The following is a 26,681-nucleotide window of genomic DNA, read 5'->3' as shown; positions in this document are numbered from 1 at the left end:
TTTATTATTCTCTTACACATTGCGGCTTAATGTTGCGCGATTTTCCTTATTGTTTCAATGCTTGGAAAATAATTTCTGCTAAAGAGTGACTTATTCCCGGTACTTTGGCGATTTCTTCGACACTTGCACGTTTAAGTTCTTGTAACCCACCCATGTACTTGAGTAACGCCTGACGTCGTTTAGGGCCGATTCCCTCAATCCCTTCGAGTGCACTCGTACGTCTGGTTTTACCTCGCTTAGCACGGTGCCCCGCTATAGCATGGTTATGGCTTTCATCACGAATATGTTGAATAAGATGCAGCGCAGGAGCATCGCTTGGTAAATGAAACTCGTCCCCATCGACTGTAATCAGCGTTTCTAAACCTGGTTTGCGAGTAACGCCTTTTGCAATACCAATCATGATAGGACGCTTTGGCCAATCCCCCCAGTACTGCGAAATGATGTCATGCGCACGATTTAACTGACCTTTACCGCCATCGATAAAGATGATATCGGGAATTTTCTCTACGTCCAATTGCTTCGAATAACGGCGCTCCAACGCTTGTCCCATTGCTGCGTAATCATCACCACCGGTAATCCCAGTAATGTTGTAGCGACGATACTCTTGCTTTACGGGGCCTTCGTTGTTGAACACAACACATGACGCAATCGTGCTTTCCCCCATCGTATGGGAGATATCAAAACATTCCATTCGAGCTATAGACTCCAACTTCAATGTTTCGCGAAGCGCATGAAAACGCTGATTAATCGTCATCTTGTGATTGATTTTGGTGGTAATCGCCGTTAGTGCATTCGTGTTCGAAAGCTTGAGATACCTTGCTCGAGAGCCAGTTGGCGACGTATGAAAATGAACCTTACGGCCTGCCACTTCACTTAACGCTTTCTGTATTGGCGCAATATCTTCTGCCAACTCTTGATTCAAAATAATACGAGAAGGAATTGTACGTGCTTCGTTATGGCTCAAATAGTATTGAGTCAGAAAACTATCGAACACTTCCTGCTGGCTTGTATTTTGTGGGATTTTCGGAAAATGGCTACGGCTACCAAGCACTTTGCCTTGGCGTATCATCAGGATATGGATACACGCGATACCATTCTCCTGAGCAAACCCGAGTACATCCATATCATCCATGCTGTCTTCTGAGACGTACTGCTGCTCTTGAACACGCCTAATCGCTTGGATTTGATCGCGAAATTTGGCGGCATCTTCAAAGCGCAATTGCTGACTGGCAACTTCCATTTTCTCAATCAACTGTTTGAGTACTTGCTGATCTTTGCCTTGCAAAAACATGCGCACAAAGCCAACCAACTCTGCATATTCTTCATCAGAAATGATGGTATTAACGCATGGTCCTGCACAACGACCAATTTGGTACATCAAACATGGGCGCGTTCGGTTGGAATAGACAGTGTCTTCACACTGGCGCACAGGAAATATCTTTTGCAGCAAATGCAATGTTTCTCTTACTGCACCAGAATCTGGGTAGGGGCCAAAATATTCACCTTTGCGCTTCTTGGCGCCACGGTGGATAGAAAGCCGTGGGTGCTTATGACCGCTAATAAAGATATAAGGGTAAGACTTATCATCTCGCAGCAACACATTGTATTTCGGCAAATACTGCTTGATGTAGTTATGCTCTAAGATCAGCGCTTCTGTCTCAGTGTGAGTCACCGTGACGTCTATTTTGGCGATATTACTGACAAGCGCGCGAGTTTTCTCACTGTCTACTTTTTTCCGAAAGTAGCTTGAAAGGCGCTTTTTAAGGTCTTTGGCTTTACCTACGTAGATTACAACAGCTTCGGCGTTGTACATTCTGTAAACGCCGGGCTGATGAGTTACTGTCTTGAGAAAGGAAGCCGAATCGAAAGGAGGATTCACGCTAAAGGGTCTCGGTGTCCAGCATTCCGTGGCGAATCGCTAAGTGAGTTAACTCAACGTCACCATTAATGTCCAATTTACTAAAGAGTCGGTAGCGATAGCTGTTGACTGTCTTTGGACTTAAATTAAGTTGCTCAGAAATATCCGTTACCTTTTGGCCTTTGGTGATCATAAGCATGATCTGCAATTCACGTTCGGATAAGTCTTTAAAAGGGTTCTCAGAGGCTGGAGAAAATTGACTCAATGCCATCTGCTGCGCAATCTCTGGCGAGATGTAACGCTGCCCACTATTAACTACACGAATCGCATTCACCATTTCGTCAGGGCCAGCACCTTTGGTTAAATAACCAGACGCACCTGCCTGCATCACCTTGGTTGGAAACGGGTTTTCTGTATGAACGGTAAGTACGATGATTTTCACATCAGGATTCACGCGAAGAATTTTTTTAGTGGCTTCCAAGCCGCCAATTCCTGGCATGTTCATGTCCATTAAAACGACGTCAGCATGATTACTGCGACACCATTTTACTGCATCTTCACCGCTGTCAGCTTCTCCTGCTACGTTCATTCCACGGACGTCTTCAATAATACGTCGTATCCCTGTGCGAACCAGCTCGTGATCATCTACAAGGAAAACATTTATCAAACTTGTATCTCCACACTTTGTATTGGTTCTGCACCCACATAACCATTATTTGTTAAATGTGGATATCAGTATGACTGCCTATATACTAACGTAATCGACAAAAAATTGCTTTCTATGAATATGTGCTGAAACGCAAACTTTAGCAAGAACTTATTCATAAACCACTCTATTATTTTAGAGCGTGATGAGCAGAACCGAAATCTAAGAAAAGACAATTAACAACATTAAGTACAATAAATCAAGTAACTAGGTTTCATATTGCCCAGAGAAACACGCTATAACTTAAAATGACACTGTCCCTCTTGCACCAAAGACTAACTTGTAATCACTAATTCCAGCAAAAATTTGAGACGCTTTCTTTACTGGTTATTTTTACAGTTCTTAGTGTTAAACTAACGTTCTTCAAGTTTTCTAAGGTTTCTCACATTTGAATATTCAACAAGGCTTCCTGCTAACTCGACATGCACGAGACATCAAAGGTCAAACTCAAATCGAGCTGTGGCTTTCGACAGAAGCAGGCCCTACTCAGTTACTTATTAATGGTGAGAAGCCAGTATTTTTCATCGCTCAGAAACACTCAGAGCAAGCAAAGACACTCGCACGAGAAAAAAACATATTCGTCGACATCCGCCTTTTGGATCTCAAAACGTTTGAACATACGCCTCTTGCTGCCTGCTATACCAATGTAACCAGAGACGCTCTCGCACTCAAAGACACATTCGCTCAAAAAGATATCACTACGTATGAAAGTGATATTCGCCTCGCCGATCGCTACCTAATGGAACGTTTTATCAAAGGCAGTATCGAGTTTACAGGCAATGTGACTCGCACCAATGGCTACCAACACGTCCAGAGCGCAAAATGCCGTGCGGGGCAATATGAGCCGAAGTTAAACGTTGTCTCGTTAGATCTAGAATGCTCTGAGAAAGGCATTCTTTACTCAATCGGATTAGACAGCGTCATGGATTCCCGCGTTATAATGATCGGAGAACCAGAACCTTCGGAGACACCGATACAATGGGTTAAGGATGAAAAAGCGCTTCTAGAAGCACTCATCGTTTGGTTTAAACAATTCGACCCCGATGTCATTGTCGGTTGGAACGTCATTGATTTTGACTTTCGTCTGCTACACAAACGAGCAGAATGGCACAACATGAAGCTAATGCTTGGTAGAGCAGACCAAGCCAGCTTTTTCAGAAGTTCATCTCAAAGCCAACAAGGGTTTATTTCCATTCCAGGGCGAGTTGTAATGGACGGTATCGATACGTTAAAAACGGCGACTTATCACTTTCGGTCTTGGTCATTAGAGTCTGTATCTCAAGAACTCTTAGGGGAAGGGAAAGAAATCCACAACGTTCATGACCGCATGGATGAGATCAATCGTATGTACCGCTCCGACAAACCATCGCTGGCTAAATATAATTTACAAGACTGCGTGTTAGTGAATAAGATTTTCAATCACACTCACCTGCTCGACTTTGCAATAGAGCGCTCTCGTCTCACTGGTGTCGAACTGGATCGTGTCGGCGGTTCGGTTGCAGCATTCACAAACCTATACATGCCTCAGATACACCGAGCAGGCTACGTTGCTCCGAACCTACACCCTGAAAATTGGATTGCCAGCCCCGGCGGTTACGTGATGGACTCCATCCCTAACCTATATGATTCTGTTTTAGTATTGGATTTTAAGAGTCTATATCCATCGATTATTCGCTCTTTCTTGATTGATCCTATGGGTTTAGTTGAGGGGTTATTGCTCGATATTGGAAAAGAAGAAAATCAGGCTGTACCTGGCTTTCGCGGTGGGCAGTTCCATCGTACGAAACACTTTTTACCAGAAATGATTGAAAAGCTTTGGGCAGCACGTGATGTGGCAAAGAAGAACAATGAAAAAGCTTTTTCTCAGGCAATCAAAATCATCATGAACTCCTTTTATGGCGTACTGGGCTCATCGGGATGTCGTTTCTTTGATACTCGGTTAGCTTCTAGTATTACCATGCGCGGACATGAAATCATGAAGCAAACTAAGGTGCTGATTGAGGAGCAAGGATATCAAGTGATTTACGGCGATACGGATTCCACATTCGTGTCGTTGAATCGACCATACAGTCAAGTAGAAGCTGACGCTGTTGGAAATCAATTAGTTGATTACATCAACTCTTGGTGGCAAGAACACCTGCGTTCTGAGTACAACCTAACATCTATGTTGGAAATCGAGTATGAAACCCATTATCGCAGATTCCTTATGCCAACGATTCGTGGCGCAGAAACTGGCTCGAAAAAGCGCTACGCGGGTTTAATCGGTGAAGGAGAGCAAGAACGGATTGTATTTAAAGGGTTAGAAAGTGCCCGTACTGACTGGACCTCGTTAGCACAGAAATTTCAAAATACACTCTATAGCATGATTTTCCATGGTGAAGATCCAAGCGACTATGTCCGAGAGATGGTTGAGAAAACTAACAACGGTGAATTTGATGAACAGTTGGTGTATCAAAAGCGACTGCGAAGAAAACTGCATGAGTATCAGAAGAACGTCCCGCCACAAGTGCGTGCAGCTCGTTTAGCCGATGAGATAAATGCCAAGCTTGGCCGCCCATTACAGTATCAAAACAAAGGGCGAATTGAATACATTATTACCGTGAACGGCCCTGAACCTTATGAGTACCTCAATAGCCCGATTGATTATCAACATTACATTGATAAACAACTCAAACCCGTTGCGGATGCGATTCTCCCTTTCATTGGGACGGACTTTGACAGGCTTTCAGCGCCACAAATGGGGTTGTTTTAGCCGATACGAAACTCTGTTTTCTGGTACTGTTTGACTAACCAATCACCAAACGCATCAATTAGCCCGATAACAGAACGCTTGGGAATACCCCGGCCAGAAAGTAAAATTTCTAGCCGCTCGATCTCAAGCTGCTTTTCAGGATGATAAGTTAAGAATACCTTGCCACATTGTATAGGGTCATCAAACCAACGTTTATCTCGATACATCACCAAAGAGTATGACGCTCTTAGTAACTTTTTTGCAATCACGCGCTGGGCGGCCACCTGCTCTTCTATCGTCTTCGCTTGTACGATTTTTTTGCGATACACCGTAATCCAATCTTCCACATCCATATTCCAGTGCTTAGCAATTTCCCAACTTGGGACGTAATCACCGAAGCATTCTGCTAGATCATCACCGTAAACACAGACACAGCAATGCTTAAGCATAAAGCCCCAAGTAAAAATACTATCTAAATTAGCCACTTCGCTCACTAAGGCTGTACGGACCGATACACCATTAACTTGAGAGTAACTCTGCTGCGCACGCCACTTAATTGTGTTGAGCAAAGTCGCGCGATTGTGCTCAAAGGATGATTGAGTAACGACAACCAGGTCTAAGTTCGACCTTCCTGCGATCGCTGTTTTACGAGCAACACTACCGTATACATAAACGCTGTGTAAGTTTTGCCCCAGTCCACCTTTGAGACAAGCGGTGACTTCCCTAATTAAAGGCGCAAACTCTGGTTGAAATGGTTGTTTAGGATCGATAACAGGCAGAGACATGACTTAAAACGTGTTCTCAGATGGTTCAAGAAGTTGGACTATATGTTCTCTTAGCCGACTCACTGAATCAAGTCCATTCAGGTGTTTAGTCATGGGAGTAACAACAAATTTCTGCAATGAATTTTAATGCTAGGCGGCTAACTTAGCGCTATAATCACCGAGTTTTGCTTAATAAGTATGAATAGGAATATACAATGCCAAAGGCAAGTGAAATCAAAAAAGGCTTCGCAATCGAGTCTAATGGTAAAACTCTTCTAGTTAAAGACATCGAAGTAACGACTCCTGGCGGTCGTGGCGGCGCTAAAATCTACAAAATGCGTTGTACAGATCTAAACACGGGCGCACGTGTAGATGAGCGTTACAAGTCTGATGACGTTGTTGAAACGGTAGAAATGAACAAACGTGCAGTTGTGTACTCATACGCTGACGGCGATGAGCACATCTTCATGGATAACGAAGACTACTCACAATACACATTCAAGCACAATGAAGTTGAAGACGACATGCTGTTCATCAACGAAGATACACAAGGTATCCACATTATCCTTGTTAACGGTGCTGCAGTGGGTATTGAACTACCATCTTCTGTTGAGCTAGTGATTGAAGAAACTGACCCTTCAATCAAAGGTGCTTCTGCATCTGCTCGTACTAAACCAGCACGCTTCGCTTCAGGTCTTGTCATCCAGGTTCCTGAGTACATTGCAACTGGTGACCGAGTTATCATTAACACAGCTGAACGTAAATACATGAGCCGAGCATAAGCATGTCTGATTTGATTTCTTACGACGACGTCATCGACGCAGCGTACGACATTTTCCTTGAGATGGCTCCAGATAACCTAGAGCCTGCTGACGTGATTCTGTTTACTGCGCAATTTGAAGATCGTGGTGCCGCAGAACTTGTTGAAACCGGTGATGACTGGGTTGAACATGTTGGCTTCGAGATCGACAAAGAAGTATATGCAGAGGTTCGTATCGGCCTAGTAAATGAGGAAAATGACGTTCTTGATGACGTATTTGCTCGTATGCTAATCAGCCGAGACCCTGAACATAAGTTCTGCCATATGCTTTGGAAACGCGATTAACGTTTCTTCATCATGAACAAAGATACCAGCCTAGTGCTGGTATTTTTTTATCTGTTGTTTTCGTCTAGCTGAGATATTTGTTTATACAAAGCACCCTGCTCTATATAGGCTTTAGATCCTTTTGTTATGTAACAGATAAGAAAAAGGCTTGCCGAATTGGCAAGCCTTTCTGATGTTTTGCTATCGATTAACGATGCTTGTTGCGTGCGCCTTGGTCACCAGCAGTCTTCTTCGGCTTACGACGAGAAGGGTTGTTGCTGCGACCTTTTGGCGTGTTAACACGCTCTTCATGGCGCTTAACTGCGCGACGAATTTTTTGGCTGCGTGCACGCTCACGTTTGCGTGACGTGTTGTCTTTGTTCAGATCAAGCATGGTTTCTTTCTCTGGACGAAGCTCTACAAGCTCCCGCAAGTAGTTTACTTCTTTCAGGTCAAGCTCCATCCAACCGCCACGAGGCAGTTTCTTGTCTAAGAAGATGTCGCCGTAACGAACACGTTTCAGACGACTAACGGTACACTCTTGCGATTCCCATAGTCGACGAACTTCGCGGTTACGACCTTCGTTGATAACAACGTAAAACGTGTGGTTCATGCCTTCACCACCCGCGTAAACAACATCTTCAAAGCGAGCTAAACCGTCTTCCAGTTCAACACCTTTTACTAGATTACGAACTTTCTGTTCAGTTACTTCACCGAACACACGTACTAGGTATTCACGTTCAACTTGGCGGCTTGGGTGCATTAAGCGGTTCGCCAGTTCACCATCCGTTGTGAAAAGTAGAAGACCAGAAGTGTTCGCATCCAGACGACCAACTGAAATCCAACGAGAGCCACGAATTTTTGGCAGACGATCAAAAACAGTACGACGACCTTCTGGATCGTGACGAGTACACAGTTCACCCTCAGGTTTGTAGTACGCAAGTACACGACAAATCACTTCTTCTTGAATCTTTGCAGAGACAATGTGACCATCGATACGAACTACGCTGCTCTCGTCTTCAAGTCTTTCACCAAGCTTAGCGACTACACCGTTCACGCTAACGCGACCAGATTTAATTAACGATTCAATCTCACGACGAGAACCGTGACCAGCACGTGCTAATACTTTTTGTAACTTTTCGCTCATTTATCTACCTATGTGTCGTCTTCACAGACGTCTAGACCAGGATTGGTCTGTATTTTGCTATTTACCCATTTCAGTGGGATTTTTCGGTCGGACATTATACGTAACTTTCTTAGTTAATGTAAGCTAAATCGGCGCCATTCTCCACACCAAAATTCACTTCAAAAATGACCGAAATATTTGTCCTATTCTGCAACTTTTTTACTACTTAAAGCAGGCATTGCTCAACGAGAATCCCACTAATATCGGTCTTCCTGAACCACTTTAACCACGCGGTACCTGATAAAATTGTCAGGGTTACAACAATAACCACTTGGGGTGTGTTTACTGTTCGTATTGCTAGAAAGCAACGAAGAATAAGCCGTCCCTGTTTGCTGCTAAGTAATACCAATCACCGCAGACAATGAGCGCTCATAGCAAAGCAAGGTCGTGGGTAACAAGACAAAAATTGTCTTTAAGTCATTAGTTCACATCAAAAATAACACTAATGCTATCGTGTACTCTGACTCACTCGGTTCGCTCTGCACTCTCGGCGATTGGCATAAATCAGACAAAAAGGAATAGAACAATGTCTATGCTAAATCTCGACCTAAATTGGATTTTTGGGACATCTCAAGATGACGATATGACAGGCACAAAAGGCTCTGAAACAACCGATATTTTCTTCGGCTTCTGTGGTGATGATAAGTTTGTAGGATACGGAGGTAATGATATTGTCTTCGGTGGCTGGGGAGATGATACCTTGCTTGGTGGCCGAGGTAACGACTTTGTTTCTGGCGGTTTTGGAAACGATTTCCTATCCGGCGGATTAGGAAACGACAAACTCTTTGGTGGCTGTGGCGACGACACAATTTTTGATTATTCAGGCAACAACTACTTGAGTGGTGGCTGGGGTAACGACACGCTCGTTGTTGGTGATGGTGAATCAGTACTGAGCGGTGGCTGTGGAGACGACACCTTCGTGCTTACAAACCGCCTGGCTATTGGTGTACCTGATCAGCCAGTGTCTTCCAACGATATTGATGTTAAAGCCGACATTGTCGATTTTAATATTTTCCATGACAAACTTGTCTTTGATATGGGCCGAGACACTGATAACGATGGCATTCGAGATACGTTCTTGGATTCAGCGGATGATCTGACTTTATCTTACAATGAATGTGGCTGGGCAGTATTCTCAAGTGATGAATACAATGTTGAAGTGACACTAAACGGTGTGAGCTCTGCATACATCAACTATGCAGAACAAAATGGTATCGACATTTTCGATTTCGCTTAACCTCAATCAGTTAAGTTCAATGAGATATTCGATATGACAACTAAAATAGGAGGCGCGATGCCTCCTATTTTGTTTGACGGTGGTGTGCGTCTACTATTCGAATGGTGCAGGGTCACCAGATCCCAAACGAACCACAACAGGTTCACCTTCGCTAAAGTCAATTACAGTCGTAGGTTGTTCACCTAAGTAACCGCCATTAAGAATCACATCAACCGCATGTTCTAGTTTATCGCGAATATCCTCTGGATCAGATTCTGTTACGTCACTGCCAGGTAGAATCAACGATGTAGACATCATCGGCTCACCTAATGCTTCCAACAAGTCCAAGGCAATTTGATTGTCTGGAACACGGATACCGATGGTCTTACGTTTTGCATTCATCAAACGACGCGGTACTTCTTTAGTACCTTTGAAGATGAAGGTGTAAGGACCTGGTGTGTTATTTTTCAGCAGTCGGAATGCAGAGTTATCCACTCGCGCATAGAGAGAAAGCTCCGACAAATCACGACACAGTAAAGTAAAGTTATGCTTATCATCCAGACGACGAATCTGACAGATTCGTTCCAGTGCCTGTTTGTTCTCCAACTGACAGCCAAGTGCGTACCCTGAATCAGTAGGGTAAACCACAACGCCGCCGTTACGAATGATTGCTACTGCTTGATTAATCAAGCGAGCCTGTGGGTTTTCTGGGTGAACGTAAAAAAACTGGCTCATTGTAATTCCTCATTATCGAGCCTCTCGGCTCTATATTTTTATGGGTTCTCGACTTCGTATTACTGAGTATTATTCAACGAAGGATCTATTCCCCAATCTTTCCAAACTGGTTCGACGCCAGCAGGCAACCATAGGTTCCTTCCTAGCTCCATCCACGGTGATGGGTAGTGAAAATCACTGCCTTGAGAGGCTAATAGTTTGTATTGTATAGCATAATCAGCCAAGTTGCGCCTTTCTTGTTGCGCTTGCTGTGGCTGTGCAACTTCCATCGCATCACCACCCGCTTCGACAAACGCTGCTAGAAGACGCTTAATCCACTTCGCTGTCAACTTATATCTACCAGGATGCGCTAATACCGCCATTCCACCAGCCGCATGGATAGCATCAACCGCATCCTTCATCGAACACCAATTCGGTGGTACATAACCTGGGTTATTACGCGTTAGGTATTTTTTAAACACCATTTGCATGGTTTTTGCGTAACCATTATCTACCAACCATTTCGCGAAATGCGCTCTTGTCACTGGAGCATCACCGGCGATTTGCCTTACCTCTTCAAGCACACCTACTCGAGTTGCTTTTTGTAGTCGCTCTGCAATTAACTCAGATCGTGTTATGCGATGCTGCTTCTGCTGTTCTATGAGGGCAGATAATTGTTCATTTTCCGGATCGATATTCAGGCCGACAATATGAATGTCTTTGTTTTGCCAGACGGTCGATATCTCAATGCCATTGATGATTTTTATCGGCAAATTATTATCTTGAACGTATTGCTTAGCTAACGCCAAACCGTCAACCGTATCGTGATCAGTGATCGCCAAAACCTCGATATCAAAACTCAGCGCCCTTTCCACTAAATCTTTAGGCTCTAACCGACCGTCCGATGCAGTGGTGTGACTATGTAAATCAATTCTCATATTTTTATCGTTTTAATGCCGTTTTGGGGTTGACTTTTTACTCTCGCACTAGTTAACTAGTACACAAATACAAAGTACGTAATTTAAGGTTCACCATGTTACAAGAATTTAACCAAAACCAAAAAGCGAAAGTTGCGGTTTGTCTTAATAAGGCAAACTCATCAGATCTTGCTTGGTGGCGCACTTGGACTAGTTCTTGGTGGGCAAACGTATACTTCTAGTTTATAGAACCAAACGTTGTAAAGCCCGCTACTTAAGCGGGCTTTTTTGTTTTGTTGCTCATTTCACATTCAACTGCCTAAACATTAATCGAATATAGCCAACTCTAGATTGGGAGAACGTTTGCTTTATGCGACTATGTACGGCAGGAAGATTTAAACAGCTACAAGGAGGTCTTGTGAACAAGGCCATTGAAATTAAGAAACTTGGACAGCTTGAAGTGCTAACGGCTTCCGTCCCTTATACTCAAGACCCGACTCGCTTGTTCCACACACTATGTGAGAACAAAACTGACAGCCTATTGCTGGAATCTGCTGAGATCGATTCAAAGCAAAATTTAAAATCCCTGCTGATCGTAGATTCAGCGGTTCGCATTGTTTGCTTCGGCCATACCGTTAGCATGCACGCCTTGACCAATAACGGTAAAAACCTACTGTCTCACCTAAACCAGAACATCCGTGGTGATGTTGAGAGCAAGTTCGATGGCGAAACGCTAACTTTGCAGTTTAACCAGCCATGCGACACGTTAGATGAAGACTCTCGCCTACGTGAAGCCTCTTCTTTCGATGCGCTGCGTTTGGTTCAGCATAGTTTTGATATTTCACAGCAAGACAAACACGCAATTTTCCTTGGTGGTCTGTTTGCCTACGACTTAGTCGCAAACTTTGAGCCGCTTGGTAATGCCGAAGCAACAAATCAGTGTCCAGATTACGTTTTCTACGTCGCGGAAACACTACTTGTTGTCGACCATCAAACGGAATCTTGCCAGCTTCAAGCGACGTTGTTTGTTGATGGTTCAGAGAAAACAGCGTTAGAGACTCGTATTGCAGAAATTAGCGCCCAATGTGCAGCGCCAAAACTGTTGCCGAGTGCAGAGCAAATAACAGATGTAACGGTAGAACCTAGCGTGTCTGATGCAGACTTCTGCCAAACCGTTCGCGACTTAAAAGAGTTCGTAGTGAAAGGCGATGTATTCCAAGTTGTACCGTCTCGTAGATTCACTCTACCTTGTCCTTCTCCACTGGCTGCTTATAAAGAACTGAAACAAAGTAACCCAAGCCCTTACATGTTCTACATGCAAGATGAGCTGTTCACTCTGTTTGGCGCATCACCAGAAAGCGCGCTTAAGTATGAAACCGATACCAACCAAATTGAAATCTACCCAATCGCAGGCACTCGTCGCCGCGGTAAGCGCCCTAACGGCGAGATTGATTTCGACCTAGACAGCCGCATCGAACTTGAACTGCGCACCGACATGAAAGAAAACGCAGAACACATGATGTTGGTTGACTTGGCACGTAACGACGTCGCTCGTATTGCTCAAGCTGGTACTCGCCACGTAGCAGACCTTCTAAAAGTCGACCGCTACAGCCACGTAATGCACTTGGTGTCTCGTGTGGTTGGTCAACTGCGTGAAGACCTAGACGCGCTGCACGCATATCAAGCATGTATGAACATGGGTACGCTCACCGGCGCACCTAAGATTCGTGCCATGCAGTTGATTCGCGATGTAGAAGGCGCACGACGCGGTAGCTACGGCGGCGCTGTTGGCTACCTCACTGGTGAAGGCACACTCGACACCTGTATCGTGATCCGCTCAGCGTACGTTGAGAACGGCATTGCTCAAGTTCAAGCTGGTGCTGGCGTGGTGTTCGACTCTGATCCACAAGCGGAAGCAGACGAAACGCGCGGCAAAGCACAAGCGGTAATCTCTGCTATCCAAGCAGCGCATAAGTCACAATAAGGAATAGGGTTCAGAGATGGCTAATATCATTTTTATCGACAACTTTGACTCGTTCACCTACAACCTTGTGGATCAATTCCGCTCGCTAGGTCACTCAGTCAAGATTTACCGAAACAACATTCCAGCAGAAACCATTGAACAAGCGATAAACGAGCTTGAAAACCCGGTGGTTCTGCTGTCACCAGGTCCTGGTGCACCGTCAGAGGCAGGCTCAATGCCAGAGCTTATCCAACGTATGAAAGGCAAAGTACCGATGATCGGCATTTGTCTTGGTCATCAAGCAATTGTTGAAGCGTACGGCGGTACTGTTGCTGGCGCGGGCGAAATCATTCACGGTAAGGTCTCTATGATGGAGCACCAAAACCATGCGATTTACCAAAACCTACCATCACCACTTGCAATTGCACGTTACCACTCGCTGGTTGCGACCAAGGTTCCTGAGAGCCTAACCATCACAGCAGAAGTGGATGACTTGGTCATGTCTGTTGTACATGAAGAAGATAAAGTTTGCGGGTTCCAGTTCCACCCGGAATCTATTATGACGACCTACGGAGCAACACTGTTGGCCAATGCCATTGAATGGGCACTAGAAGAACAAACTTCAGCGAACCCACTCACTGCGTAAAAAGCACTTGGCACATAAGAAATTTAGGAGAGGAAATATGGAAGCAATCATCAACCCTATTATTACCAAACTGTACGAGCAAGAATCGCTTACTCAGGAAGAGAGCCAACAGCTATTCGACATCATTATCCGTGGGGAACTAGACCCAATTTTGATGGCATCAGCACTGACTGCACTAAAAATCAAAGGCGAGACACCGGATGAAATTGCAGGCGCTGCAAAAGCACTGCTGGCAAACGCAAACCCATTCCCTCGTCCAGATTATGATTTCGCGGATATCGTAGGTACTGGCGGCGACGGTCACAACACCATCAACATTTCAACCACTGCGGCGTTTGTTGCTGCAGCATGTGGTCTAAAAGTAGCGAAACACGGTAACCGCAGCGTTTCAAGCAAATCGGGTTCTTCTGACCTTCTTGATTCATTTGGTATCAACCTAGCTATGAGCGCAGAAGATACGCGCAAAGCGGTAGACGATATCGGTGTTGCTTTCCTATTTGCACCTCAATACCACGGTGGTGTGCGCCATGCGATGCCAGTGCGTCAAACCATGAAAACACGCACCATCTTTAACATTCTTGGCCCACTGATTAACCCTGCTCGTCCTAACATCGAATTGATGGGCGTTTACAATGAAGAACTGGTTCGTCCTATCGCAGAAACCATGCTACAAATGGGTATGAAGCGCGCCGCTGTAGTACACGGCAGTGGTTTGGACGAAGTAGCAATTCACGGTGAAACAACCGTTGCCGAAATCAAAGACGGTAAGATCACAGAATACAAATTAACGCCTGCAGACTTCGGTCTAGAAGCGCACCCACTAGAAGCAATCAAAGGTGGCGATCCTGAAGAAAACAAAGCGATCATTACCAATATTCTGACGGGTAAAGGTACAGACGCACAGTTGGGTGCAGTGGCAGTAAACGTTGCTCTGCTAATGCGTCTATTCGGCCACGAAGATTTAAAAGCCAACACGCAACAAGCGATTGAGGCAATGAATTCAGGCAAGGCGTACCAATTGGTACAACAACTTGCCGCACACGCTTAAGGAATTGAAGAAGATGACTGACTTCAACACTCAGCAAGCTGACAACCTGTCTGAACACGTTTCTAAGAAAGAAGCAGAAATGGCAGAAGTACTGGCGAAAATTGTCCGCGACAAATATCAGTGGGTAGCAGACCGTAAGGTGTCTCAACCGCTAAGCACATTTCAGTCTGATTTGCAGCCATCGGACCGCAGCTTCTATGATGCTCTGAGTGGCGAAAAGACGGCCTTCATCACCGAATGTAAGAAGGCATCTCCTTCTAAAGGTTTGATTCGTGATCACTTCGACTTGGATTACATTGCATCGGTTTACAACAACCACGCAGATGCAATTTCAGTCCTAACAGACGAGAAGTACTTCCAAGGTAACTTTGATTTTCTTCCTCAAGTACGTGGTCAAGTCAAACAACCCGTTCTGTGCAAAGACTTCATGGTAGATAGCTACCAAGTTTACCTAGCACGTCATTACAGTGCTGATGCCGTGCTACTGATGCTTTCTGTCCTGAATGACGAAGAGTACAAAGCGCTAGAGGAAGCAGCACACAGCCTGAACATGGGTATCTTGACCGAAGTCAGCAACGAAGAAGAGCTTCATCGTGCCGTTAAGCTGGGCGCACGCGTTATCGGCATCAATAACCGTAACCTTCGCGACCTAAGTACTGATTTGAATCGTACAAAAGAACTGGCACCGACTATTCGCGAACTGGCTCCTAACGCAACAGTAATCTCAGAATCTGGCATTTATACACATCAACAAGTTCGTGACTTAGCGGAATACGCAGACGGCTTCTTGATTGGTAGTTCACTGATGGCGGAAGACAACCTAGAACTTGCTGTACGTAAAGTGACGTTAGGCGACAACAAAGTGTGTGGCTTAACGCATCCAGATGACGCAGCAAAAGCGTATCAATCTGGCGCAGTATTTGGTGGCCTGATTTTTGTCGAGAAGTCGAAGCGTGCGGTTGACCTTGAAGGTGCTCGCTTAACCATGAGCGGTGCTCCACTGAACTATGTAGGCGTTTTCCAAAATCACGATATCGATTTTGTTGCTTCTGTCGTCACCTCTTTGGGTTTAAAAGCGGTGCAACTGCACGGTCAAGAAGACCAAGCTTACGTAAACCAACTCAAAGCCGAACTGCCAGCAACGGTAGAAATTTGGAAAGCTTACGGCGTGACTGATGCCAAGCCAGAACTGCTAGCAGAAAACATTGACCGCCATTTATTAGATGCGCAAGTTGGCACTCAAACTGGCGGAACCGGTCAAGTGTTCGACTGGTCACTGATTGGCAACCCAAGCCAAATTATGCTAGCAGGCGGACTGTCGCCAGAAAATGCTCAACAAGCAGCGACACTAGGTTGCTTGGGATTAGATTTAAACTCTGGTGTAGAAAGCGCACCAGGCAAAAAAGATTCACAGAAGTTGCTCGCGGCATTCACTGCTATTCGCAACTACTAAAGCTGGATATCAGCTAAAAAATTTAAAGCTATTCGTAGCGAAAAATACGAGAAGGAATATAACGATGGCAAAACTGAATGCCTACTTTGGCGAATACGGCGGTCAGTACGTTCCGCAAATTCTAGTTCCAGCACTGGAGCAACTAGAGCAAGCGTTTATCGACGCGCAAGAAGATCCAGAATTCCGCAGCGAATTCATGACGCTTCTTCAAGAGTATGCGGGCCGTCCAACGGCTTTGACTCTAACTCGTAACCTAACCAAAGGTACGAAAACCAAACTGTACCTAAAACGTGAAGACCTACTTCACGGTGGCGCGCACAAGACCAACCAAGTGTTGGGTCAAGCGCTACTTGCGAAACGCATGGGCAAAAACGAAATCATCGCTGAAACTGGCGCAGGTCAACACGGTGTTGCAACCGCACTAGCATGTGCACTGCTTGGCCTTAAGTGTCGCGTGTACATGGGTGCAAAAGACGTTGAGCGTCAAAGCCCGAACGTATTCCGTATGAAGCTAATGGGCGCAGAAGTTATTCCTGTCCACTCGGGTTCAGCGACACTTAAAGATGCATGTAACGAAGCGCTACGCGACTGGTCTGCAACTTATGAAGACGCGCACTACCTACTAGGTACAGCGGCAGGCCCTCACCCATTCCCAACGATCGTGCGTGACTTCCAACGCATGATTGGTGAAGAAACGAAGAATCAGATTTTGGCACGTGAAGGTCGTCTTCCTGATGCGGTTATCGCATGTGTGGGCGGTGGTTCAAACGCAATTGGTATGTTTGCTGACTTCATCGAAGAAGAAAGCGTTCGCCTAATTGGTGTTGAGCCAGCAGGTAAAGGTATCGATACTGACCAGCACGGTGCACCACTTAAGCATGGTAAAACAGGCATCTTCTTCGGTATGAAAGCACCATTGATGCAAGATCCAAACGGCCAAGTAGAAGAGTCTTACTCGGTGTCTGCTGGCCTTGATTTCCCTTCAGTTGGTCCACAGCACGCACACCTAAACGCAATTGGCCGTGCTGAATACGACAACGTGACAGACGATGAAGCGCTAGAAGCATTCCAAGAGATTGCACGCCATGAAGGCATCATCCCTGCACTTGAATCTTCTCACGCCGTGGCACACGCACTGCGTATGGCACGTGAGAATCCAGAAAAAGAGCAATTGCTGGTTGTTAACCTATCTGGTCGTGGTGATAAAGATATCTTCACTGTACATGCCATCCTAGAAGAAAAAGGAGCGATCTAATGAGCCGTTATGAGAAGATGTTTGCGCGCCTAAACGAAAAGAACCAAGGCGCATTTGTACCGTTCGTAACGGTTTGCGATCCAAACGCAGAGCAGTCTTACAAAATCATGGAAACACTGGTTGAGTCTGGCGCAGATGCCCTTGAACTTGGTATTCCATTCTCAGATCCGCTAGCCGATGGCCCAACCATCCAAGGCGCTAACATTCGCGCGTTAGATTCAGGTGCAACACCAGATATCTGCTTCGAGCAAATCGGTAAGATCCGAGCTAAATACCCAGAGTTACCTATTGGTCTTCTTATGTACGCGAACCTTGTTTACTCTCGTGGTATCGAGAACTTCTATGAGCGTTGTGCAAAAGCAGGTATCGATTCTGTTTTGATTGCAGATGTACCAACTAATGAAAGTGCCGAATTTGTTGCTGCTGCAGAAAAGTTTGGTATTCACCCAATCTTCATCGCACCACCAACGGCAAGTGATGAAACACTGAAGCAAGTATCAGAGTTAGGTGGCGGCTACACTTACCTACTCTCTCGTGCAGGTGTTACTGGCGCAGAAACCAAAGCAAACATGCCTGTAGGTCATATGCTCGATAGACTGAACCAGTTTGATGCGCCACCAGCACTACTTGGTTTTGGCATCTCTGAGCCTGCACAGGTGAAACAAGCACTAGAATCTGGCGCCGCTGGTGCAATTTCTGGTTCAGCCGTGGTAAAAATCATTGAAGCGAACGTTGATCAGCCACAAATTATGCTCGACAAGCTAGGTGAATTCGTTTCTGCAATGAAAGCTGCCACTCAAAAATAATTTCAGTTTGATATGACACAACAACGCCCGCTTAACATTATGTTTAGTGGGCGTTTTCTTACTATCGCGTTTATACCACGTCATTTTTTGTTCAACGCCCGCACTTTCCAAATCTATCTCAAGCAGAGCACTCAAAGAGTGTTAAGCTTGGGTAACTTAACTCACTCAATAAAGCAATGTGCAGTAAGGTTGCTACATGGAAGAAGTCAAAACACTGCTAGCCAAATGTCCTGTACTATCAGGGCTGCCAGATAAAGGGCTTAGTGAAGCAGCGCAAATGACTAAGGTTCGCTGCTTCGACGAAAAAGCACTGATTTGCAATAAAGGTGCGCTTCAATCTTCTCTTATGGTCATAGCTCAAGGTGCAGTGAGAGTGAACTCAATTAGTTCAAAAGGCAAAGAAGTCACACTGATGATTTTCGAAGCTGGTGGCTGGTTTGGAGACAATGTTTTTTCTCCCGGTATGCCTCGTATTTTTGGTGCGACCGCGCATTCTGACGTGACTGTAATGGAGCTTCCTGGAGATAAATTTCGCCAATTACTCGCCAAATACCCTCAAAGTTACCCCACTATACTCGACTTACTTAGCCGCCGCTTGTGGTCTGCTATTTCTGTTATCGAAGATGACGCGATTAGAGGAATTGAAGAACGAGTCGCCAAAAGGTTGCTGCTGCTTGCTGAATACCAACTTAATCAAGCGATCGATACTCGACCATGCGTTGTCAGGGTAACAAGAGAACATATCGCTAACATGATGGGGCTAACTCGTCAGAGTGTACACAAGATACTAAAACGATTAGAAAGTATCGGGATGCTAGAGCTAAACTATGGCTCAGTAACCATTACCAATCCGAAGCGCTTAGAAGAATACTTTAAAAAACTCGAGCAATAGATCCATTCAACAAACGGTAAGTATTGTCTAACGATAGCTAAAAACCTTATGCATCTAATTGGTCAAGAGCACAACACCATTTGCGCTTAGGCAAGTGGCGCTGTGACACAAAGACCATTGAATTGACTAAGCTATATTCAATTCAGATTTCAACTCACGTTTCAAAATCTTTCCTGTCGCACTCATCGGGAGGTGCTCACGAATTTCGACATAACGAGGATATTTAAACGAGGCTAATTGCTCTTTACCCCACTTTTGTAATGAATCGGCGTCAATGTATTCTTTTGGTTTAAGTACAACGTAGGCTTTTATCTCTTCGCCATACTCTTCATTTGGAATCCCTATCACCGCGACCATTGAAACTGCAGGATGAGTCATGAAAACTTCTTCAATTTCTCTGGGATAAACATTAAATCCACCTCGAATGATCAGATCTTTCATTCTATCGACAATAAACAAATTACCTGAACTGTCAAATCGGCCCACATCACCAGTATGGAACCAACCATTTTGTAGTGCAGATTCAGTAACTTCTGGGCGGTCAAGATATCCCTTCATAACATTATGACCACGCACAACAATCTCACCTTCTTCGCCTATCGGTAGTGCATTACCTTCAATATCGATAACTTTTACTTCGACACCTTGAACCGGTTGACCTACCGAGCCTGGTATGCGCTCCTGATCCAAATGATTAAAACATGCAATAGGACTTGTCTCCGACAACCCGTATCCTTCTAAGATCGGCACATTAAATGTTTCTTCAAAGGTTCGAAAGATTTCGGTTGGCAATGACGCACCACCGCTTACTGCAACACGCAATGACGAGGTATCAAATTGATGCTGCACATGAAGCAGACCGATGTACATCGTTGGCACACCAGCAAATATCGTCACCCTATGTTTTTCCACCAGCTCAAGAACATGTTTAGGCTCAAACCTAGGCACTAACACCAATGTTGCCCCGCCCAAAACACTAGCATTTAAGTGGACGGTTTGACCAAATGTATGAAATAAAGGCAAAGTTACTAAGTGAATATCATCGGCCTGGCTGCCCATAATGTTTTGTGCCACCAGAGCGTTCATTATGATGTTCTGCTGAGTCAGCTCAGCGCCTTTTGGTAAGCCTGTCGTGCCTGATGTATACAAAATCACACAAGTATCATCCGCATTACGCGGTATATAATCTGGCAACGGTTGGACATCGGCTATAAACGCATTGAGAGTTATTACACCATTCCAATAGCTTTGATCTTGAGATTGAGTCAGTACGACTATGCCTTCGCATGTATCGACTTGTTCAAAGGCTTTTACACCCTCTTTTGCCATTGGCAGTTCTTTCGTCCCTTCAAAGCAGAAATAAAACTTCGCTTTTGAATCTTCTAAGTGATACTTAATTTCTCGCGCTTTCAAAAGCACATTTAATGGGACTGCAACCGCGCCAGCTTTTTGTATTGCATAATAAACAAACGCGAAAAAAGGAATGTTTGGGCATGAAATCGCAACGCGGTCACCTGGCTTTACGCCTTTATTGATTAAAGACGCTGCGATCTTGCCAGCGATCGCATCAAATTGCGCATAACTTATCTTTTCAGCGCCACATATCAACGCCGTTTTATCTGGTTTACTCGCAGCATTTCTTTGTAACGCAGCAGCAAGATTCATCATAGTCTCTTCACCTCTTACTTGTCTTTCTCGTCTAATCAGCTCAGGAGCATTAACTAAGCAAGTTATCCTTAACACTGGATCGTCAGCATTTGATTCTCACCAGTCATTACCATTTAACATTATGTTTACAACGCAATCAGAACTAAGAATGTAAAGCAATTAACATTTCAGAAGGCAAATTAATAAAAGTGTGAGCTTGAAAGAGATGAATTGTTATAAATATCACCCCAAGTCACTAAAAACTCTGACTGCAATAGCAAATACAAAAGCGGTTAAAATTAACAAAAAGAAAACAAATAAAGAAAAATAAACTTGAACAATCCCAAGCGTAACCCTTATAAGAAAAATCAATAGCAAACGTTTGCTATTGAACAAAACTTTATCGCTCGTCAATAAAATATCGATTAATCCATCAATAATACCTTGCTGCATATTGCCAATTGTAAACGATAAGTGTAAAAAGCAAGGCGAGATAATTATCCGTAAATCCATTTATGGTTAGTGGGTAATTTTAGGATTTTACATTTTATTAGCACAGAGGTTATGGAAGTGTTAAAAGAAAAGAGTTTGCTAAACAACATTGGCGTACAAGTCGTAATCGCCATGATCGTGGGCACAGCCGTTGGTGCCATGATGGGTCATGATGCGACAGTGTTCGCTCCTTTAGGTGCTATCTTTATCAACTTAATCAAAATGTTGGTTATTCCTTTGGTTGCTGTAGCCTTGATTTCTGGCGCCGCTGGTCTTGGGAACAGCCAGTCAGCAGGTAAAGTTGGTATCGTCACTCTAGGTTATTTTGGTTTAACATCCGCCCTAGCCGTTGCGCTTGCACTATTTATGGGTGAAGTATTCCAACCAGGCATGGGTATCGACGTCTCTGGCGTTGAAGGCATGTTCTCAGCAGAATACGCTTCAAAAGGTGAACTACCGACTTTCTGGGCAACCATCACTGGTATGATCCCAACCAACGTTTTCCAATCACTAAATGAAGCAAACATCCTACAGATCCTCGTTTTCTGTATGTTCTTTGGTATTGCGATTTCTAAGCAAGCAAAAGAGCGTCGTGAACCAATCATCAATGGTGTCAACTGCATCGTTGACGCAATGGTTTGGATGATCAACAAAGTAATGATCATTGCACCTATCGGTGTATTTGGTCTGATGGCAGAAGCCGTCGGTACGTTTGGTTTTGGTGCGCTAATGGTGGTGTTTAAACTGTTCGTTGTTTACGTTGCCGCCATCCTAATCTTCGGTTTCGTTGTTTACCCAGCAATGGTGCATGTTTTCACGAAGACATCTGCGAAGAAATTCCTGTCTTCAATGAAGAAACCGCAAGCAGTTGCACTTTCAACAGCGTCTTCTATGGCAACACTGCCTGTCACAATGGACACCTGTGAAAAAGAGCTGGGCGTAAAAAATTCAACTGCATCATTTGTTCTGCCTCTAGGCGCAACGATCAACATGTCAGGTAATGCGATTTACTATGGCTTGGTTGCTATCTTCTTTGCTCAACTGTTCAATATCGATCTAGGCATGGGCGCTTACATTGCAATTATCGTAACGTCTACATTGGGTGCGGTTGGTCAAGCAGGTGTTCCTGGCCCTTCTTTCCTAGTGGTTGCCGTGCTTCTTGCCGCTGGTATTCCAATTGAAGGTCTACCGCTGCTATTCGCTCTTGACCGTATTTTCGATATGATTCGTACAGCACTAAACATCACAGGTGATGCTGCATGTGCAGTTATCGTTGATGCGCTAATTGAAGAAGAAACGGCAGAAGCTGAGCTAAAAAAGCAAGAAGCCTAACCCTTTCTTGAATAGACCAAAAACCGCTCATAATGAGCGGTTTTTTTGTCTTTTCTTGCATTACGTAACTATACAAATAGAAACCGATGGCATAAATTTTTCAAAATGATATAAGCCATTACAAAATATAACAAAACGTTAGAGCTAGGTTATATCATGAGTCTTGAGCAATCTTTGGAATATCTCACCAAAATAAATTTGCCGATCGAATCAAAGCAGCAGGCCCTGGTTGACTCAGTTATTCTTACCCTAACGAAACAAAAACGAGATGCTCTTTTTCAACAGGTTGCTCTGTATCGAATAAAACTGCTTAAATCTCTCTTTCCTAAACACGCATCAAAAAGTCTTTCTGCACTATTTGAGTTAATGGATTATCGAGATTTAGTGCAACAGTATCCGACAGGTTTCTCCAAAGAGATTCGTTTACTTGAACAACTTGCCGCAGATTGTTACCCGCATTGGATGGTTTTCTGGTGTCAATGCGAGATCGAAGCAATCAAGCAAAAATATCCTTCAAACGAAGCTGCGATTCCTACTCCGCTTCCGTTTGACGACCACAGCTATACTAGCGTGTTAATTGAAGATATCGCAGATTGCGATCTTGAGGTAATGCTGCCAAATCATGCAGCGTTAATGCCGATTTCCGAAGCGATCACACTGAGTAATCTTGAGCTTTTCGTCCAAACTGAACAATGGTTTGAAATCTTGCCTCTTTTATCACTCTCGCAAAAAGGGCAGCACTTTGCCCTCTTGCTCAAATCGTCATCTTCACCAATCATGGTCTCCTCCGCTTTAGTGCAAAGCTGGCATCAACGAAATAACTGGCTTAGTTACTCACCACAGTTTAGTAACGAACAATGGCAGTTTTGCTTTCCTAATCATGGGTACAGTGTTCTCAATCAACTGGGTATTTTGGAGTGTCGTGCTCTAACTCATGAGCACACTCTTATTGAGTTTGATGCTCAGTTTCAATCTCGTGTAAAGAACACTGAAGCGGTTTGCGAAGTGCTGCGCCTTACGGTGGGAGGCAACATCCAACAAAAGCTGTATTTTTTGTATCTGGCGCAAAAAACAATGATGAGTGAGCTTTATAAAACAGGCTATAAGCTCGGCTTTACCATTATTGAGCAAGTATTTATGTTAAATTTCTATCAATCTATTGATTTAAGTGCCTACTTTCACTCAGGATACCGCGACATTAACGGTGACGGTACCAAGACATACCGCGGTTTCTGGAATTTAGGTATGATGGTTGAAGCATTTCAAGACATACAATTTCGCGACTACAAACATTGCGTACGAACAAAAAGAATGGATAAAAAGGTGAATGAGCATGCTTGATGTTCATTTGCACGGTCTCTTTTACCCAAAAGCAATGGCATTGTACGCGACTGTACTAATAGTATTCGCTTGGCTACTGTATTACTGCTATCGCCTAAAACAGAAGAGTGAATCAATCTTAGGCTCGCATCACGCGCCTTACATCGCTTATTCCAGCTGTATCATTGTTTGGATAAGCAGCAACGCCTATTTCCATACCGATTTATTGCCAGAATTAGGCTCTGTTGGTGGCATCTTTATGGCTAAGTTAGCGAACTTAGCGTCTTTTTTCGCCTTTGCGTTTGCATTCTATTTTTCTTGCCAGTTAACCGCAGATGTTAAAAAAACAGCGGTCAAAGTCTGGCAAAAAGTCGTCTTTGTCGCACTAGCAACGTATTCACTGTACATCAACTTAGTGCCGAATCTTACTGTCGAAAATGTCACCATTAGTGGTCCAAGCCAGTTCGTCATTGAATTTGGCTCACATACCTCATATTTTTTCATTAGTTTGCTAGCTTTCGTGGTACTAACGCTGCTTAACTTGATTGCCATGCGCGCGAACAGCAGCAAGCTCACGCTAGCAAAAAGCAACTATATGATAGCTGGCATTTTGGTATTCATGTTATCTACGGCAGTGATACACCTTGGAATGACGTATTTCCTTGGCGACTTCTCCCTAACTTGGTTACCACCAGCACTTTCAATCAGCGAAATGTTGTTTGTGGGCTATGCCCTACTTACCTCTCGCTTCTACAGCGCTAAATATCTCACGTACTTAACGGTAAGCGCGCTCTTAGTCTGCGCCATTTTTGTTCTGCCGCTAGGGGCGATATTTATTCCTATCTCTGAAGATAACCAATGGCTTGTTGCGGTACCTTTATGTGCGCTTATCGGTATCACTTGGCACTTGCTTTTTAAGCGAGTCAGTCGTTACGCTTCGTATTTTATTTATGGGAAACGACACACTCCCGTTCAGCAAATCCTTGGGTTAGAGGAAGAGTTTAAACGCTCAATAGATGATGCTATGCATCAGTTGGCATCGTTACTTAACATACCAAACAACAAGCTGCAGCTAGTCACTAGCAATTACACAGAAACGTTTTACGAAGAGTACCTGCCGTCAAGCAAGTCAGTTCTCGTGCTAGATGAGTTGTCTGAAGAAATTGATTATGCCTCCTCTTCTAAAGGGTCGATGAGAAAGCTCTACGAGCGCATGCGCTCAAGCAATACTGCGCTCGTTATGCCTCTCTTCGGTCGTGGAAAGTCTGTTACTCACTTACTAATTTCTTCACATAAAATAGATAATAAGCTGTTTTCTAATGAAGAAATCTCAGCTCTGCAAACGTTATTAGTTCGCATCCAGAGCACCATTGAAGCCGATAGAAAGGTACGCCAAAGCCGTGCGCTGGCTAACTCCATTGCACATGAAATGCGTAACCCTCTCGCTCAAGTACAATTACAATTTGAAGCTTTAAAACAGCATATAGAGTCAAACGCTTCACTGGATACGCTAAAAAGAGAAATTGATAAAGGTGAAGCCGCTATACAACGCGGTCGACAACTTATCGATATTATTTTACGAGAAGTTAGTGACAGCTCACCAGAGCATGAGCCTTTAGCTCTCACTTCCATACATAAAGCCATCGACCAAGCAGTAAGCCGTTATGGTTTTGAAAACGATCAAATAATAGAGAGAATTAACCTGCCACAGGCACACGATTTTGTCGCGAAGTTAAATGAGACCCTGTTTAACTTTGTCATTTTCAATTTGATTCGTAACGCTATCTACTATTTTGATTCTTATCCCGACAGTCAAATTGAGATTCGTACCCAGACGGGGGCTTACGAAAACATTCTGATCTTCCGAGATAGTGGGCCAGGTATAGATAGCAGTATCTTACACAAGATATTTGATGACTTTTTCTCGTATCAAAAAAGCGGAGGCAGTGGCTTAGGTTTGGGCTATTGCCAACGTGTTATGCGCTCCTTCGGAGGACGAATAGAGTGCCAGTCTGAATTGAACGAGTTCACAGAATTCTACTTGTATTTCCCAGTCGTACCAAACGCACCAAAACCAGAGACATTAAGAGCACCGGACTTTGATAGCTGGAAAGCAACTGCATCACATTCTGAAAATCATTCAGCTCAACACGTACAAGTATGTAAAGATGCACCAACAGTGCTCATTGTAGATGACAAAGAGGTGCAACGCACCTTGGTACAGATGTATTTAAAAAGATTGGGAGTCAACAGCTTACAAGCAAATAATGGAGCCTCTGCGGTAGAACTCTTCCACTCTCACAAGATTGATCTCGTTCTTATGGATGTCCAAATGCCGGTAATGAATGGATTTGACGCCAGCCAACGGATTAAGCAAATCACATCCTCCGTTCCAATCATTGCCTTATCTGGTGAGTCTGGAGCTAGAGAGTTGGAGCTAATTTCGACACTCATGGATGACAGGCTCGAAAAGCCCACCACGTTAAATGCACTTCAAGTCGTCATCCAAAGATGGTTACAGAACGAGAATTTTGCACCTTCCAACACTTTTTAATTTGCAAATATAGAATTGGCACTAGATGTGCATTATTGGAGTAAATCGAATTATCCAGAAGGTCAAGCAGGCTGCAAATGAGTAGCGTATGAGCTTG

The 26,681-nt window shown here is 44.2% G+C and carries 22 protein-coding genes and 1 other annotated feature; of the genes, 15 read left to right on the top strand and 7 right to left on the bottom strand.

All coding sequences use genetic code 11. From position 1 onward, the window contains the following. Nucleotides 1–46: 46 nt before the first annotated feature. Together uvrC and uvrY are read right to left on the bottom strand one after the other, a co-directional pair. Nucleotides 47–1,879 (bottom strand): excinuclease ABC subunit UvrC, encoded by a 1,833-nt coding sequence (gene uvrC, locus R7D93_RS05720; RefSeq protein ID WP_080773718.1) that lies wholly within the window; start codon nt 1,877–1,879, stop codon nt 47–49. Between the two features lies 1 nt (nt 1,880). After that, entirely contained in the window at nt 1,881–2,525 is a 645-nt protein-coding gene (uvrY, locus tag R7D93_RS05715) for a UvrY/SirA/GacA family response regulator transcription factor (protein WP_005386783.1), read from the bottom strand. Nucleotides 2,526–2,952: 427 nt separating this feature from the next. Here uvrY and R7D93_RS05710 point away from each other — a divergent pair, with 427 nt between their 5' ends. Beyond that, a complete protein-coding gene (locus R7D93_RS05710; RefSeq protein WP_225495387.1) occupies nt 2,953–5,316 on the top strand; it encodes a DNA polymerase II in 2,364 nt (787 codons plus the stop codon). Here R7D93_RS05710 and R7D93_RS05705 read toward each other — a convergent pair. Beyond that, on the bottom strand, nt 5,313–6,080 hold the full coding sequence (locus R7D93_RS05705) for a nucleotidyltransferase domain-containing protein (protein WP_170890390.1): 768 nt from the start codon (nt 6,078–6,080) through the stop codon (nt 5,313–5,315). The genes R7D93_RS05710 and R7D93_RS05705 overlap by 4 nt on opposite strands. A gap of 194 nt (nt 6,081–6,274) precedes the next feature. Here R7D93_RS05705 and yeiP point away from each other — a divergent pair, with 194 nt between their 5' ends. Both yeiP and R7D93_RS05695 read left to right on the top strand, forming a co-directional pair. Further along, nucleotides 6,275–6,841 carry an elongation factor P-like protein YeiP gene (yeiP, locus tag R7D93_RS05700; RefSeq protein ID WP_005376801.1) on the top strand — a complete coding sequence of 189 codons (567 nt, stop codon included), beginning with the start codon at nt 6,275–6,277 and terminating at the stop codon, nt 6,839–6,841. Nucleotides 6,842–6,843: 2 nt separating this feature from the next. Beyond that, nucleotides 6,844–7,164 carry an HI1450 family dsDNA-mimic protein gene (locus R7D93_RS05695; RefSeq protein ID WP_005376800.1) on the top strand — a complete coding sequence of 107 codons (321 nt, stop codon included), beginning with the start codon at nt 6,844–6,846 and terminating at the stop codon, nt 7,162–7,164. Between the two features lie 187 nt (nt 7,165–7,351). On the opposite strand, the gene rluB is transcribed toward R7D93_RS05695, so the two are convergent. After that, nucleotides 7,352–8,290: a 23S rRNA pseudouridine(2605) synthase RluB gene (rluB, locus tag R7D93_RS05690; protein WP_005376798.1), complete on the bottom strand. Its 939-nt coding sequence runs from the start codon at nt 8,288–8,290 to the stop codon at nt 7,352–7,354. A 565-nt stretch (nt 8,291–8,855) separates the two neighbouring features. Here rluB and R7D93_RS05685 point away from each other — a divergent pair. Next, on the top strand, nt 8,856–9,566 hold the full coding sequence (locus R7D93_RS05685; protein WP_005376796.1) for a calcium-binding protein: 711 nt from the start codon (nt 8,856–8,858) through the stop codon (nt 9,564–9,566). A 93-nt stretch (nt 9,567–9,659) separates the two neighbouring features. Here R7D93_RS05685 and R7D93_RS05680 read toward each other — a convergent pair whose 3' ends face one another. After that, complete coding sequence (locus R7D93_RS05680) at nt 9,660–10,280, bottom strand: L-threonylcarbamoyladenylate synthase (RefSeq protein WP_005376791.1); 621 nt, start codon at nt 10,278–10,280, stop codon at nt 9,660–9,662. Nucleotides 10,281–10,339: 59 nt separating this feature from the next. Continuing rightward, a complete protein-coding gene (gene rnm / locus R7D93_RS05675; RefSeq protein WP_005386777.1) occupies nt 10,340–11,197 on the bottom strand; it encodes an RNase RNM in 858 nt (285 codons plus the stop codon). A gap of 95 nt (nt 11,198–11,292) precedes the next feature. Here rnm and R7D93_RS05670 point away from each other — a divergent pair, with 95 nt between their 5' ends. The 8 genes from R7D93_RS05670 to R7D93_RS05635 all read left to right on the top strand — a co-directional run bounded on the left by R7D93_RS05670 (nt 11,293) and on the right by R7D93_RS05635 (nt 19,239). After that, nucleotides 11,293–11,418, top strand: a complete 126-nt coding sequence (locus R7D93_RS05670) for a trp operon leader peptide (protein WP_005376787.1) — start codon at nt 11,293–11,295, stop codon at nt 11,416–11,418. Further along, nucleotides 11,365–11,468 (top strand) — a sequence feature (Trp leader region). (Overlaps the previous gene by 54 nt.) Nucleotides 11,469–11,594: 126 nt before the next feature. Beyond that, the gene (locus tag R7D93_RS05665; RefSeq protein WP_033905669.1) at nt 11,595–13,160 is read left to right on the top strand and encodes an anthranilate synthase component 1; all 1,566 of its coding nucleotides are present in this window, start codon (nt 11,595–11,597) and stop codon (nt 13,158–13,160) included. A 16-nt stretch (nt 13,161–13,176) separates the two neighbouring features. Then, nucleotides 13,177–13,785 carry an aminodeoxychorismate/anthranilate synthase component II gene (locus R7D93_RS05660; protein ID WP_054577683.1) on the top strand — a complete coding sequence of 203 codons (609 nt, stop codon included), beginning with the start codon at nt 13,177–13,179 and terminating at the stop codon, nt 13,783–13,785. Between the two features lie 37 nt (nt 13,786–13,822). Then, nucleotides 13,823–14,833 (top strand): anthranilate phosphoribosyltransferase, encoded by a 1,011-nt coding sequence (trpD, locus tag R7D93_RS05655; protein ID WP_225495388.1) that lies wholly within the window; start codon nt 13,823–13,825, stop codon nt 14,831–14,833. Nucleotides 14,834–14,846: 13 nt separating this feature from the next. Beyond that, the gene (gene trpCF, locus R7D93_RS05650) at nt 14,847–16,286 is read left to right on the top strand and encodes a bifunctional indole-3-glycerol-phosphate synthase TrpC/phosphoribosylanthranilate isomerase TrpF (protein WP_225495389.1); all 1,440 of its coding nucleotides are present in this window, start codon (nt 14,847–14,849) and stop codon (nt 16,284–16,286) included. A 64-nt stretch (nt 16,287–16,350) separates the two neighbouring features. Next, complete coding sequence (gene trpB, locus R7D93_RS05645; protein ID WP_005376781.1) at nt 16,351–17,541, top strand: tryptophan synthase subunit beta; 1,191 nt, start codon at nt 16,351–16,353, stop codon at nt 17,539–17,541. Beyond that, entirely contained in the window at nt 17,541–18,347 is an 807-nt protein-coding gene (trpA, locus tag R7D93_RS05640) for a tryptophan synthase subunit alpha (RefSeq protein ID WP_047009991.1), read from the top strand. Before trpB ends, trpA begins: the two co-directional genes overlap by 1 nt. 196 nt (nt 18,348–18,543) lie before the next feature. Then, nucleotides 18,544–19,239, top strand: a complete 696-nt coding sequence (locus R7D93_RS05635) for a Crp/Fnr family transcriptional regulator (RefSeq protein WP_182016734.1) — start codon at nt 18,544–18,546, stop codon at nt 19,237–19,239. Between the two features lie 126 nt (nt 19,240–19,365). Here the strand turns inward: R7D93_RS05635 and R7D93_RS05630 are convergent, their stop codons facing one another. Continuing rightward, nucleotides 19,366–20,907 (bottom strand): long-chain-fatty-acid--CoA ligase, encoded by a 1,542-nt coding sequence (locus R7D93_RS05630; protein WP_225495390.1) that lies wholly within the window; start codon nt 20,905–20,907, stop codon nt 19,366–19,368. A 543-nt stretch (nt 20,908–21,450) separates the two neighbouring features. Between R7D93_RS05630 and R7D93_RS05625 the strand changes: the two genes are divergently transcribed. The 3 genes from R7D93_RS05625 to R7D93_RS05615 all read left to right on the top strand — a co-directional run bounded on the left by R7D93_RS05625 (nt 21,451) and on the right by R7D93_RS05615 (nt 26,584). Continuing rightward, the gene (locus tag R7D93_RS05625) at nt 21,451–22,710 is read left to right on the top strand and encodes a dicarboxylate/amino acid:cation symporter (RefSeq protein ID WP_005376774.1); all 1,260 of its coding nucleotides are present in this window, start codon (nt 21,451–21,453) and stop codon (nt 22,708–22,710) included. Nucleotides 22,711–22,866: 156 nt separating this feature from the next. Continuing rightward, complete coding sequence (locus tag R7D93_RS05620) at nt 22,867–24,051, top strand: acyl-homoserine-lactone synthase (RefSeq protein WP_005386744.1); 1,185 nt, start codon at nt 22,867–22,869, stop codon at nt 24,049–24,051. Continuing rightward, entirely contained in the window at nt 24,044–26,584 is a 2,541-nt protein-coding gene (locus R7D93_RS05615) for a hybrid sensor histidine kinase/response regulator (RefSeq protein ID WP_213868121.1), read from the top strand. The genes R7D93_RS05620 and R7D93_RS05615 overlap by 8 nt, the downstream gene beginning before the upstream one ends. The last annotated feature ends 97 nt before the right edge of the window (nt 26,585–26,681 follow it).

This window comes from Vibrio sp. YT-15 (assembly GCF_033337445.1).
In the GTDB taxonomy this organism is placed as follows: Bacteria; Pseudomonadota; Gammaproteobacteria; order Enterobacterales; family Vibrionaceae; genus Vibrio; species Vibrio alginolyticus.
This window is presented reverse-complemented; position numbering and strand designations above follow the sequence as displayed.